Genomic DNA, 12,336 nt, shown 5'->3' with positions numbered 1-12,336 from the left:
CGTCAGGCGTAGCAGCGGATCAGGAACTCGGCCACGCACACGGGCTTGGCGGCCCCGTCGGCCTCGATCGTCACGTCCCAGCTGAATTGCCAACCGCCGGCGACCGCATCGGCGCCGCGCAGGGTCCAGCGCCCGCGCACCCGGCTGCCGGCCGGCAGCGGACTCGGGAAGCGCACCTTGTTCAGGCCATAGTTGACGCCCATCCGCATGCCCTCGATCGCCAGCGCGCTGGTGAGCATGGCCGGCAGCAGCGACAGCGTGAGGAAGCCATGCGCCACCGGCTGGCCGAACGGCGACTCGCGCTTGCAGCGCTCCGGATCGAGGTGGAGCCACTGGCGGTCGTCGGTGGCTTCGGCAAAGGTGGCGATGCGCTCTTGCCCGACCTCGAACCAGTCGGACACGGCGACTTCGCTGCCGACCCGCGCCGGCAATGCATCGAGTGCGATCGTGGTGGCCATCATTGCTCCCTGGCGGGCCGGCGCCCGTAGAGTCCGATGCCGTCGACCGTGCACACCGGGACGCCGTGCTGGTTGGTGGCGGTCCAGGTCGACCAGACGACGCCGCGATCGGGTTTGCTGGCGGACGCCTTGACCTGGCGCGTGAGATAGCGCACGCGCAGCGTGTCGCCGGCGCGCACCGGCTGCAGCCAGCGCACGCCATCGAGGCCGGGCGAACCCATGCCGTCGGCCGCGCTCAACAGGCCGTCGACCACCATGCGCATCATCATGCTGCAGGTATGCCAGCCGCTGGCGATCAGGCCGCCGTACGGCGACGCTTGCGCCGCCTGGGCGTCGACGTGGAAGGACTGCGGGTCGAACGCGCTGGCGAAGGCGAGGATCTCGGCTTCGGTGACGCTGCGCTCGCCCAGGTCGATTTCCTGGCCGGGATAAAAATCTTCGAAATACCAGCGCTTGCCGGCCGGCGCATCGGCCTGGACGTGCGCGCGCGCGTTGGCCGCCATGCCCGCTCCCTCGTCTGGTCCTGCCGTCATGCGGCCTCCCGGAATCCCGGCTGCGCGATGAAGCGCTCCAGGTGGTGGTCCATATCGCCCAGCGTCAGTTCGATCATCGACAGGCGCTTGAAGTAATGCGAGGCCGGCAGCTCGTCGGTCACGCCCATGCCGCCGTGCAGCTGGATGGCGCCCTGGCCGATGAAGCGCGCGGCCAGGCCCACGCGGTACTTGGCGGCCGACACCACGCGCCGGCGCGTCTCGATGTTCGCAGCAGCATCGCGACTGACATTGGCATCGGCCCCGCTACCCGAACGCGCCAGCGCCAGCGCCGCCAGCAAGGCCATCGACCGCGCCTGCTCGAGGTGGATCGCCATGTCGGCCATCCGGTGCTGCAGCGCCTGGAACTTCCCGATCGGCGCGCCGAACTGCTGGCGCGTCTTGAGGTACTCGAGCGTCGTGTCGAACAGGGCCTGCATCGCCCCCAGCGCCTCGGCGCACAGCAGGCCGGCGCCGTAATCGAGCGCCGCATCCAGAATGGCGCCGCCCTCTTCCACGGCCCCGATCACGGCGTCTGGCCCGACCACCACGCCGTCGAGCACGACGTTAGCCGCACGCAAGCCATCGAGCGTGCGGTAACCGGTGACGCGCAGCCCGGCGCTGTCGCGCGGCACCACGAACAGGCTCACGCCATCCATGCCCTGCCCATTGTCCCTACTACCCACACTGCCCACATCGCCTGTGCTCCCCGAGCTCACCGCGCCATGCGCGCCGCGTGCCGATACGATCAGGGCATCGGCTTCGGCGCCATGCAGCACCACCCGCTTCTCGCCATGCAGGCGATAGCCGCCGTCGACGGCCTCGACCCGCGTGGCGATCTCGAAGGCGTCGTGGCGCGATCGTTGTTCGCCCAGCGCGCAGGCGAGCTTGACGTTGCCGGCGGCGACCCGTTCGAGCAGCGCACCGTGCCCGCCACCCCGGCGCAGGAATTCAACACCGAGCACCGTCGCCACATACGGTTCGACCACCAGCCCACGGCCGAGTTCCTGCATCACGCCGAACATGGCGAGGGCGTCGCCGCCGAAACCGCCGTGTTCCTCGGGCACCGGCAGCGCCGTCAGGCCGAGTTCGACCATCGTGGCCCAGGCGTCTGGCGAGACGCCCGGCTCGGAATGGACGATCGCGCGCCGCGCCTCGAAGCCGTAGTCGCGGCCGATCCAGCGCCGGATCGCATCGGCCAGCTGCTGCTGTTCCCCGTTCAGTTCGAAATGCATGCCGTCCTCACAGTCCCAGGATCATCTGGGAGATGATGTTGCGTTGGATTTCGTTCGATCCGCCGTAGATCGACGTCTTGCGGTAATTGAAGTAGTAGCCCGCCAGCGGAGCCGCATCGTCGTCGCCCGCGATGGCGTGTTCGCTCGCGCCGGACAGGTAGGCCGGATCGAAGGGCAGCGCCAGCGGGCCGGCCGCTTCGATCATCAGCTCGGTGAGGGCCTGCTGGATCTCGGTGCCTTTGACCTTCAGCATCGACGCTTCGGGACCGGGCGCAGCCTCGCCCCTGGCCAGCACGCGCAGCACCGTCATCTCGAGCGCCATCAATTCGATCTCGAGCGCCGCCACTTTCGCGCCGAACAGGGGATCGTCCAGCAGCGCCCGTCCGCGCTTGCGTTCGCGCAGCGCCAGGCGCTTGACGAAGGCCAGCTCGCGCTTGGAGCGGCCGACGGCGGCGATGCCGGTGCGCTCGTGCCCGAGGAGGTATTTGGCATAAGTCCAGCCGCGGTTTTCCTGGCCCACCAGGTTGGCGACCGGCACCTTGACGTTGTCGAAGAAGACTTCGTTGACTTCGTTGACTTCGTGGTCTTCGTCGAGCATCGCGATCGGGCGCACGGTGACGCCGGGACTGCGCATGTCGATCAGGAGGAAGGAAATGCCCTCCTGCTTGCGCACGCCGGGATCGGTGCGCACCAGGCAGAAGATCATGTCGGCGTGCTGGGCCAGGGTGGTCCAGGTCTTCTGGCCGTTGACGATGTAGTGATCGCCCGCACTGTCCTGCTGATGGACGGCGCCCGTCTTGAGCGCGGCCAGGTCGGAGCCGGCGCCGGGTTCGGAATAGCCCTGGCACCACCAGTCCTCGCAGGACAGGATGCGCGGCAGGTAATAGTCCTTCTGCTGCTGGCTGCCGAAGGCCATGATCACGGGCGCCACCATATTGACGCCGAACGGCAGCACCTGCGGCGTGCCGGCAAGCGCGCATTCCTCTTCGAAGATGTGGCGCTGCAGCGGCGTCCAGCCCGGACCGCCGTATTCGACCGGCCAGCCGGGCGCGGCCCAACCCTGTGCGGCCAGGACGCGGTGCCAGCGGACGTAGTCGTCGCGGCTCAGGCGCAGGTGCTGGCGAACCTTGTGCTGGAGTTCAGGGGGAAGATGGGAAGCGAGAAAGGCGCGGACCTGGTCGCGAAAGGCCAGGTCCTCGTCGGAGTAGTACAGGTCCACGTCGTCTCCTTGTTGTTGTCGTCATGAATAGCACGATCGTTCACAAGGATTGTACCTGAAACGGCCGCGCCGCCAAGCGTGGGCGGCGCGGCCGATCGGGCTGGACGCCGGGCCCAGCCCGAAGGCGATTACTGCTTGGCGTTGCGGCGACGCGAGAACGCGCCGGCGCCCATCAGGCCAGCCAGCATCAGCGCGATGGTGCCTGGTTCCGGCACGGCGTTGACCTGATCCGGCAATGCGCCGACCTGGTCCTGGACTGGCAGGGTGAAGATCGGATCGGCATCCGGCGCCGGCACGGTCACGTTGCCGCCACCGCTGTCGCTGCCCGAATCCGGCACGGCCGGGCTGCCGCTGCTGCCGCCTGGCGCCGCGCTGCCGCCGCCCGATGTCGCACCGCCACCGCCAACCGCGGCGCCACCGCCACCGCCGATCGCGGCGCCGCCGCCGGCACTACCACCGCCGGCGACTGGCGCGGCAGGCGCCGCGATGCCGCCACCTGCATTCTGGCCAGGCACGATCTTCACGCCGTCGCCGTCGTTGATGACCGACACCGAGTTGCCATAACGGGCTGCGAGCAGGCCATTACCGGCGCTCAGCACGTAGGAGGCGTCGATGCCTTGCTGGACGAAGAGTTTCTGTGCGTCGGCGGACGACAGACTGGCGCTGGCCTTGCCGATCAGGCTGTCGGTGGTACCGTGCGCGACGCCGCCGACCAGGCTGACGTCGCTACCGAGCACACCCGAACCGATCACGCTGGTGCCGTTACCGGCGGTCCAGCCATTTTGGAAGCCTGTCGTGGAAACGACATCTGCCTGGGCTGCGCCGGCGCACGCCAGGAGGGCAGCAACAACGAGGTGACGTGTTGACATGAAGATAACTCCTAAGATAAGTAAGGATTATTATTTTTACAACTACATAGTTATCGTATCACAAACTAAAAAAACTTAAGTTTTGACCCACCGCAAATCGTGCATGCGATTTTACTGTTGAGTACTGGTCATTTCATGCCATCTTTCAGCTATTTACAGCATTCATGTTTTACTCTTCAGCTTGCCTAAGGAACATCGACTTTTGAGAGGGCCGTGCCGCGGCTGGTCGCGGCCTGATAACTTTGCTAGTTATTCCAGCAAGAAACGCGGTGAGACGCACTGCTATGAATGCCGATAAAAAAGGCGCTGTACTCGTTAGACATGGATGAGCATTGAACTGCTGAGCTGACGCGCAGTCCAATCCCGGTCGCCATCGACCGGGGAGCACGCCATGCAAGCGCCGAAGTTTGAAGAGCTGTTCGCCCAGCTAGCGCTGCTGAACCAGCCGCAGCGCCAGCAGGTGCTGGCTGCGCTGCATCCGGCAGCCGGGCTCGACCGGGTGATCGCCCTCATCGGTGAGATCCGATCAAAGGGGCGACGCTGCCCCGACTGCGCCTGCGATCGATGCCACCGGCACGGCCAGGCCAACGATTTGCAGCGCTTTCGCTGTTGTGCATGCGGCCGCACCTTCAACGACCTGACCGGCACGCCGCTGGCGCGGCTCAGGCACAAAAGCAAGTGGCTCGATTATCTGGAAACGGTGCTCGACTCCCGCACAGTCCGCTCCGCGGCCAAGCGTATCGGCGTGCACCGCAACACGACCTTCCGCTGGCGTCACCGCTTCCTCGACCGGGTCAAGGACGACCGGCCTGAGCGCCTTTTGGGTATCGTCGAGGCCGACGAAATGTTCCTGCTCGAATCGCAGAAGGGTTCGCGCAAGCTCGACCGCCAGGCGCGCAAGCGCGGTGGCAGGGCCGCCCTGCGCGGCATCTCGCATCACCTCGACTGCATCCTGGTGGCGCGCGACCGCAGCGGCCAGACCATCGACGCCGTCACCGGCCGCGGCGCCCTGAAAGTGGCCCAGCTGGTCAGGCACCTTCTGCCGAAACTCGATCCGCAAGCGCTGCTGGTCACCGACACCAACGCCGCCTATCCCGCCTTCGCCCGTGCCCATGGCATCGCACACCAGGCTGTCAATCTCAGCGCCGGAGAGCGAGTCCGCAATGGCATCGAGGGCGCCATCCATGTGCAAAACGTGAACGCCTACCACCGGCGCTTCAAGGGATGGCTGGCGCGCTTCCATGGCGTGGCGTCACGCTGGTTGCCAAATTATCTGGGCTGGCAATGGGCGCGCGATGGCGGGCGGGTCACTTCTGTCGAGCAATTGCTGCGTATTGCATTCGGGGTCATCAACAGCTAACGATGACAGCGCCATAAAAAAAGGCCGCACCTGTCACGGTGCGGCCTTTCCCAGTGCGGCCTCGCGCCGCGGTGCTGCGTGCTTACTTGCTTTGAACCACCGTCATATACGGCATCACGCGCGACGCCATCCGGGTATCGGTCTTCAGCATGCCGACCTCGTCCGCCAGGATGTTCGCCGCCTCTTGCAGCAACACGTCCTTGGCATCCTTGGCCGCTTTCTCGGCCGCCAGCTCGGCCTGGAGATCGCGCTCGTCGCCTTGCAGGCCATCGTCCTGGCGCGGGGTGCCGCGCACGGCGACCACCGATTTCTTGGGCTTGGTCGGATCCGGGCCTTCGGCGCGCTTCTCGGCGCTGCCCGGACCGCTGGCCGGCTCGTCCTGGTTCACCGAGACGCCCGCCAGGCGTGCTTCGCGCAGTTTCGAGCGGGCGTCCTGGGCGTCACGCTCCTTGCGGCGCACGGTCTCGTTCAGCGAGATGACGTTTTCCTTGCGCAGCTTCAGCACCTCGTTGATGTCTTCCTGCAGGAACTGGAAGTCCTTGTCGTTGGCGATGCGCTCCTCATGGCGCTTCTGCAGCGGTGCGACGAGTTCCTTCAGGTCGCCCAGCGGCATGTACTGCGCCGGCTTGATCGCCACCCACGGCAACGCATTGTCGTAGGACGATTCGCCAAAGGTGTCCATATCGGTCAGCACCGGGAGCTTGATGTCCGGCGTCACGCCGCGCAACTGGGTAGTGCCGCCATTAATGCGGAAGAACTGGGCAATGGTCATCTTCAGCTCGCCGTAGCGCATCTTCTCGTTCGGCGCAAAGCGGTCGAGGTCGATCAGGGTCTGGACCGTGCCCTTGCCGAAGCTCGGCTCGCCGATCACGAGGCCGCGGCCATAATCCTGGATCGCCGCCGCGAAGATCTCGGACGCCGAGGCCGAACCGCGGTTGATCAGCACGCCCATCGGACCGTCCCAGGCCAGGCCCGGCTTGGTGTCGCTCTCGACCTCGACCCGGCCTTCGGCGGTGCGCTGCATGACGACCGGGCCCTTGTCGATGAACAGGCCGGTCAGTTCGACCGCCTCGGTCAGCGAGCCGCCGCCGTTGTTGCGCAAGTCGATCAGGACGTTGTCGACCTTCTCTTTCTTGAGTTCGGTCAGGATGCGCTCGACGTCGCGGGTCGCGCTGCGGAAATCGCGGTCGCCCTTGCGGCGCGCTTCGAAATCCTGGTAGAAGGTCGGCAGGGAGATCACGCCGATGCGGCGCTCGACGCCGTTTTCCTTGACCTTGATGATCGACTTCTTGGCGGCCTGCTCTTCCATGCTGATCTTGTTGCGCACCATCGCGACGGTCACGTGCTTGGCATCGACGCCGCCGTCGCCCGGGATCACGTCCAGGCGCACGGTGGAGCCCTTCTCGCCGCGCACCAGCGCCACCACGTCGTCCAGGCGCCAGCCCAGCACGTCGACGAACGGCTTGTCGCCCTGGGCCACGCCGACGATGCGGTCGCCGACCTTGAGCTTGCCGGACTTGTCGGCCGGGCTGCCCGGCACGATCTCGCGGATGATGGTGTAGTCGTCGCGCGACTGCAGCACGCAGCCGATGCCTTCCAGCGACAGGCGCATCGCGATGTCGAAGTTGTCGGCCGAGCGCGGACCCAGGTAGTTGGTGTGCGGCTCGATCGCGGTGGCGTACGCGTTCATGAACATCTGGAACACGTCCTCGTTGTTCAGCTTGCGGATGCGGTTGACGTAGTTGTCGTAGCGCTTATCGAGCGTCTCGCGGATCGATTTGTCGTCCTTGCCCGCCAGTTTGAGGCGCAGCCAGTCGTTCTTGACGCGCTTGCGCCACAGGTCGCGGATCTCGTCCTCGTTCTTGGCCCAGGCCGCCTTCTCGCGGTCGAGCTCCATGGTCTCGTCGGAGGTGAAGTCGAACTTGGTCTTGAGCAGGCCGCGCGCATAGGCCATGCGTTCGGCGAAGCGCTTCTGGTACAGGTTGTAGATGGCGAACGGCGCGGTCAGGTCTTCGTTGTTGATCGCGTCGTCCATCTGGGTGCGCAGCGCGGCGAAGTGATCCAGGTCGGCCTGCACGAAGTACAGCTTCTCGCCATCGAGCCCATCGAAGTAGCTGTCGAAGATCTTGACCGACATCGCGTCGTCCAGCGGCACCGGGCTGTAGTGATAGCGCCCCAGCACGCGCGAGGCCCACAGGGCGGCCTGGGTCTGGGCGGCGATCGGCTTCATCTCGAGCGAGGACGGGGCCGGGGCGGCTTTCTTGGAGTCCGCCGGCTTGGCAGGCGCCGCGGGCGTTGCGATGGCAGCCGATTTCTCGGGCTGTGCGGTCACCACATGGGCGGACATGGCGAATGCCATGGCGGCGATGAGCACGTGCTTCTTCATTCTGCGTTTCTCCGTACGGGATTCCTGCGGATTGCGACATGACCAATATCGATAAGCCAGCCATACCGCGCTTTGCGGTCCATTCTACAGGATAGAACCACGTGCCAGAGGCGGCTTGTCCCGCTTGAAGCGCCGGAATCGCCGGAAATTAAGTCTGCCGTAAGCGATTTTTCGCCAAGTATTTACGCCTTGATAAGCCCCAGGGCGGCATCCTTGAAATACCAGCATGCCAGGACCAGCGCCAGCAGTGGCGCCCAGGGCCAGGAACGGGCCGCCAGCTTCCAGTCGACCGGGGATGGCCAGAATGACAGGAACTGGGGCGCGAGGAAGAACATGATGGCCAGGTCGACCGGCTCGAAGGCCAGGCCCCCACGCGTGCGCCACCATGCCACGCCGAGCGGCACCAGCAGCACCAGCAGCGGCGCCAGCGCGGCCGGGGCGGCGTTGTACCAGCGCAGGTTGGCAAAGGTGACCGAGCCGAGTTCCCAGTTATGGCCACCTTTGGGGCGTTTGATCCGGCGCGGGAACACGCTCATCCCGACCGGCTCGGCATTGGTCAGCAAGCCCACTGAGAAATGGGCGAGCTCATGGCACAGCGTGCCGGCGGCGGTGAAGACGAAGAAGGCGGGGTGGGCGCTGGAGGCGATCCACAGCAACACGGCCAGCGCGGCCGACGGGATCAGGTACAGAAAGATGTCGAGCGCGGGCCCGGCCGCGGCGCAGGCGGCGGCCGGAAGCCAGGCGCCGCAAGCGAACGCCATGGCCGGCTCAGGCCGAGTAGAAGCAGCGCCCGCAGGCCTGGCGGTAGCGCTCGTTGCCGCCGATGCTGACCTGTTCGCCTTCGCGGATGCGGCGGCCCTGGTCGTCGACGCGGATATTCATGGTCGCCTTCTTGCCGCAGGTGCAGATATTCTTGATTTCCTCGATATCGTCGGCCAGCGCCAGCAGGTAGGCCGAACCGGGGAACGGTTCGCCGCGAAAATCGCTGCGCAGCCCGTAGCAGATGACGGGCACGCCGCGCACCTGGGCCAGCTGGTGCAGCTGGCTGACCTGTGCACTGGAGAGAAATTGCGATTCATCGACCAGCAGGCAAGCCACGCCAGACACTTGTTCAAGGAAATTAGTGTCGCTATCGAACACCTCGGCATTACGCTGCGCGCCCAGGCGCGAGGTGATCAGGCCGACGCCATAGCGGTTGTCGATCGCCGCCGTGTAGAGCTTGACCTGCTGGCCCTGCTCCTCGTAGTTATGGGCGACCTGCAACAGGGCAGTCGATTTGCCGGCGTTCATCGCCGAGTACCTGAAATAGAGTTTGGCCACTGCCCTGTCCTGCCTTGCTGTGCTTTCGATGCGAAGCTGCGATTATAGCAAGCGGGAAACAGGCGCCGCCAGCCATTCGGCGCCGGACAGGGCCGCGATCAGCCCGAAATCGGCTGCGCCGGATTGCCCGCGACCTGGGTGCCGGGCGCCACGTCATGGGTCACCACGCTGCCGGCGCCGACGATGGCATCGTCGCCGATCGTCACGCCGGGCAGGATGATGGCGCCGCCGCCGATCCAGACGTTGCGGCCGATGGTGACCGGGCGCCCGGACTCGAAACCGGCGCGGCGCAGCGCCGGGTCGCGCGGATGGTCGGCCGTATAGATGTGCACGCCCGGGCCGATGCGGCAATCGTCGCCGATCGTGATCGGCGCCACGTCGAGGAACACGCAATCAAAGTTGACGAAGACGCGCGCGCCGAGGGTGACGTGCCAGCCGTAGTCGCAGTGGAAGGGGGGACGCACGGTCGTGCCCTGCCCCGCGCGCGCAATGCGCTCGCCCAGCAGCGCCTGCCAGCTGGCCGGTTCACCCAGCGCCGCGTTGTAGCGCGCCAGCCAGGCGGCCGTGGCGTTCTGCTCGGCGCGCAGCTCGGGATCGCTGGCGTGGTACGGCATGCCAGCCAACATTTTCTGTTTTTCGCTCAGTTCCACGCGGTCCTTTCAGTAGCGGGCGCAGCGCCTGCGGCGGCAGGCCTTACTGCCCGGGATGGTATTTGCGCTCCAGGTTGCGCTCGATGTCTTCCTTGTAGAACAGCACGTCCTTGAACTCGCCGCGCGCATACATCGCCGCCTGGTCATTGAAGTGCGGCGAGCGCGGATCGCCGCTCTGGCCGCCGGCCAGGATGCTCTTGGCCTTGATGCGTGGGCCGAACTCGACCGCCGCGACGAAGCTGTTGCCGCGATCGCCATAGATGCGCTTGGTCTTCTGCTTGGCCGACATGCCGAACGAGGCCAGCGAACCCCAGTTGGCCGAGGCGAAAGCCACCGGGATGCTGGGCTTGCTGTCGTCGTACTGCTGGTCGACGTCGCCGCTGATGCGCTGGAAGCGGTTGATCTCGCCCCACGGCGTGCGCCAGTTGCCGAAGTCGGCCTGCAGCCTGTTCGAGGCGCGCACCAGCGCATCAAGACGGTCGGCCGGGCTCAGGCGAGTAGCGATGTAGTCTACCGCCGGAATGTGTTCGGCACGCGCACGCGCGCCATGCTCCGCCACCATCTCTTGCCCCCAATAGACCGCGAGCGACGTCGGCACCGAATCGATCGCGTAACGCAGGTTCCAGTCGCGCAGCACGGCGATCTGCTCGAGCAGCGCGGCCTTGCGCGCATCGCTTTCGGGCAGCGCTTCGTAATCGGCCACCACGGCCGGCACCAATGGCTCGAACGCGGCCAGGCGCGTGTCGTAGGACGCCGCGATCAGCCCATCGACGTCGAGCCCTTTCGCTTCCTTGAACACGCGATCGGCGTTGCGGCCACGGGCATTCTCGGGCAGCGACCACATATAGGCCGGGTAGCGGGCGCATTGAGGACTGCTGCCGGCGCCGGCCGCATTACACGGCCAGTTGTTGGTATTGGAGATGTAGCCGCTGGCCGGGTTCAGCAGGGTGATCGTTTCCTTGATCTCGTGCAGGCCCTGCCACTCGGTGGCCGGATTGCTGCCGTCGACCGGCTTGGTCCAGTCGAAGCGCGGGTCACGCTTCGGAATGAAATTGCCGTGGAAGTAGGCAATATTGCCCTGCGCATCGGCATACACCGTGTTGTTCGACGAATTGGTGCGCAGCTCCATCGCCTTGTAGAAAGCGTTGTAGTCGCGCGCCTTGGTGCGGGTATAGGACTGGGTCAGCGCGTTGAGCGGGTCGTCCATCATCTTGACCGACACCCATTGTTTGCCCTCTTGGCGCACGACCGGGCCGTGGTGGGTGAAATAGGCGGTGACGGTGCGGCTGGCCATGCCGCCGTTGGGCGTCTTGTACGGCAGGTTGATCTGCGCGGTGCGCATCCGGCCTTCGTGCTTGCCGTATTTATAGAAGAACTCGCCATCGCGCTCGACCACGGTCTCGAGGTATTCGTCGATCACGTCGCCACCGCCCGACGTGTGCATCCAGCCCAGCTTGTCGTTAAAGCCCTGGTAGACGAAGAACTGGCCCCAGGTCACGGCGCCATAGGCATTGAGCCCCTCGTCGCTGACCATGTGCACTTCGGGACGGAAATAGAACGAGGTGTGCGGGTTGATCATCAACAGCGCATGGCCGTTGGCCGAGCGCCTGGGGGCGATGGCGAAGCCATTCGAACCGCGTGGCTCGGGATCGAAACCCTTGTCGACGCCGACGCTGGCGAGCACCGGACGTTTGCCATAGAAACGTTCCAGTTCCTTGAGGTCGATCGACTCGATGTCGCCGCCGATGCTGCCTTCACTGAACGTCAGGGCCATCCATGGCTCGAAGCGGGTCAGCAGCTTCGGTTTTACTTCGGGATGGGTGTGCAGGTAATAGTTCAGGCCATCGGCGAAGGCATTCATCAGGTTCTTCAGCCACACCGGGCTGGCGGCGTACTTGGCCTGCATGTCGGCCGGCTGGATGTACATCTTCATGCGCAGGTCGCGCCAGATTTCCTTCTCGCCCTCGACCTCGGCCAGGCGCCCCATCGCATTGATGTAGTTGAGCTCGATGCGGTTGAAGTCGTCCTCGGCCTGGGCGTATAGCATGCCGAACACGGTGTCGGCGTCGGTGCCGCCATAGATGTGCGGAATGCCCCATTTGTCGCGCAAGATCGTCACCCGTTGCGCGGTCGCCTTCCAGCGCGCGACGTCGGCGGCGCTGAAGGCCTGGGCTGCGGGCGCGGCGCTGGTCGCCGCCTTGCCCTGGGCAACGGCGAGTCCGGGAGCGGCCAGTCCAGCCAGGAGAGCGCCGAGCAGGACCGGCGTGAACGAACGGGGCATGCGCATCTTTGTCTTCCTTCAGGTCGTG

Annotated in this window: 11 protein-coding genes; 1 reads left to right on the top strand and 10 read right to left on the bottom strand. The window is 65.7% G+C overall.

Annotated features, from left to right (window positions below; all coding sequences use genetic code 11):
- Window positions 1-2: 2 nt before the first annotated feature.
- From KY496_RS03080 to KY496_RS03060, 5 genes are all read right to left on the bottom strand, one after another.
- Window positions 3-458, bottom strand: a complete 456-nt coding sequence (locus tag KY496_RS03080) for a MaoC family dehydratase (RefSeq protein WP_219863833.1) — start codon at window positions 456-458, stop codon at window positions 3-5.
- Window positions 458-991, bottom strand: a complete 534-nt coding sequence (locus KY496_RS03075) for a MaoC family dehydratase (protein ID WP_373889466.1) — start codon at window positions 989-991, stop codon at window positions 458-460. Before KY496_RS03075 ends, KY496_RS03080 begins: the two co-directional genes overlap by 1 nt.
- The gene (locus KY496_RS03070; protein ID WP_219863831.1) at window positions 988-2,223 is read right to left on the bottom strand and encodes an acyl-CoA dehydrogenase family protein; all 1,236 of its coding nucleotides are present in this window, start codon (window positions 2,221-2,223) and stop codon (window positions 988-990) included. Before KY496_RS03070 ends, KY496_RS03075 begins: the two co-directional genes overlap by 4 nt.
- Window positions 2,224-2,230: 7 nt before the next feature.
- Window positions 2,231-3,442: an acyl-CoA dehydrogenase family protein gene (locus KY496_RS03065; RefSeq protein ID WP_219863829.1), complete on the bottom strand. Its 1,212-nt coding sequence runs from the start codon at window positions 3,440-3,442 to the stop codon at window positions 2,231-2,233.
- Between the two features lie 128 nt (window positions 3,443-3,570).
- Window positions 3,571-4,311, bottom strand: coding sequence for a PEP-CTERM sorting domain-containing protein (locus KY496_RS03060; protein WP_219863827.1), 741 nt, complete (start codon window positions 4,309-4,311; stop codon window positions 3,571-3,573).
- A gap of 391 nt (window positions 4,312-4,702) precedes the next feature.
- Between KY496_RS03060 and KY496_RS03055 the strand changes: the two genes are divergently transcribed.
- A complete protein-coding gene (locus KY496_RS03055) occupies window positions 4,703-5,671 on the top strand; it encodes an IS1595 family transposase (protein WP_219863825.1) in 969 nt (322 codons plus the stop codon).
- An 82-nt stretch (window positions 5,672-5,753) separates the two neighbouring features.
- Here the strand turns inward: KY496_RS03055 and KY496_RS03050 are convergent, their stop codons facing one another.
- The 5 genes from KY496_RS03050 to KY496_RS03030 all read right to left on the bottom strand — a co-directional run bounded on the left by KY496_RS03050 (window position 5,754) and on the right by KY496_RS03030 (window position 12,314).
- Window positions 5,754-8,057 (bottom strand): carboxy terminal-processing peptidase, encoded by a 2,304-nt coding sequence (locus KY496_RS03050; protein ID WP_005670109.1) that lies wholly within the window; start codon window positions 8,055-8,057, stop codon window positions 5,754-5,756.
- Window positions 8,058-8,239: 182 nt separating this feature from the next.
- Entirely contained in the window at window positions 8,240-8,818 is a 579-nt protein-coding gene (locus KY496_RS03045; RefSeq protein ID WP_005670107.1) for a hypothetical protein, read from the bottom strand.
- A gap of 7 nt (window positions 8,819-8,825) precedes the next feature.
- Complete coding sequence (locus KY496_RS03040) at window positions 8,826-9,377, bottom strand: thymidine kinase (protein WP_005670104.1); 552 nt, start codon at window positions 9,375-9,377, stop codon at window positions 8,826-8,828.
- A 98-nt stretch (window positions 9,378-9,475) separates the two neighbouring features.
- Complete coding sequence (locus KY496_RS03035) at window positions 9,476-10,003, bottom strand: sugar O-acetyltransferase (protein ID WP_307729064.1); 528 nt, start codon at window positions 10,001-10,003, stop codon at window positions 9,476-9,478.
- A gap of 67 nt (window positions 10,004-10,070) precedes the next feature.
- The gene (locus KY496_RS03030) at window positions 10,071-12,314 is read right to left on the bottom strand and encodes a penicillin acylase family protein (RefSeq protein WP_219863821.1); all 2,244 of its coding nucleotides are present in this window, start codon (window positions 12,312-12,314) and stop codon (window positions 10,071-10,073) included.
- Window positions 12,315-12,336 lie beyond the last annotated feature (22 nt).

The organism is Massilia sp. NP310 (assembly GCF_019443485.1).
Classification (GTDB): Bacteria; Pseudomonadota; Gammaproteobacteria; order Burkholderiales; family Burkholderiaceae_D; genus Telluria; species Telluria timonae.
The sequence above is the reverse complement of the archived record's forward strand: the minus strand, read 5'-3'. Positions and strand labels throughout refer to the sequence as shown.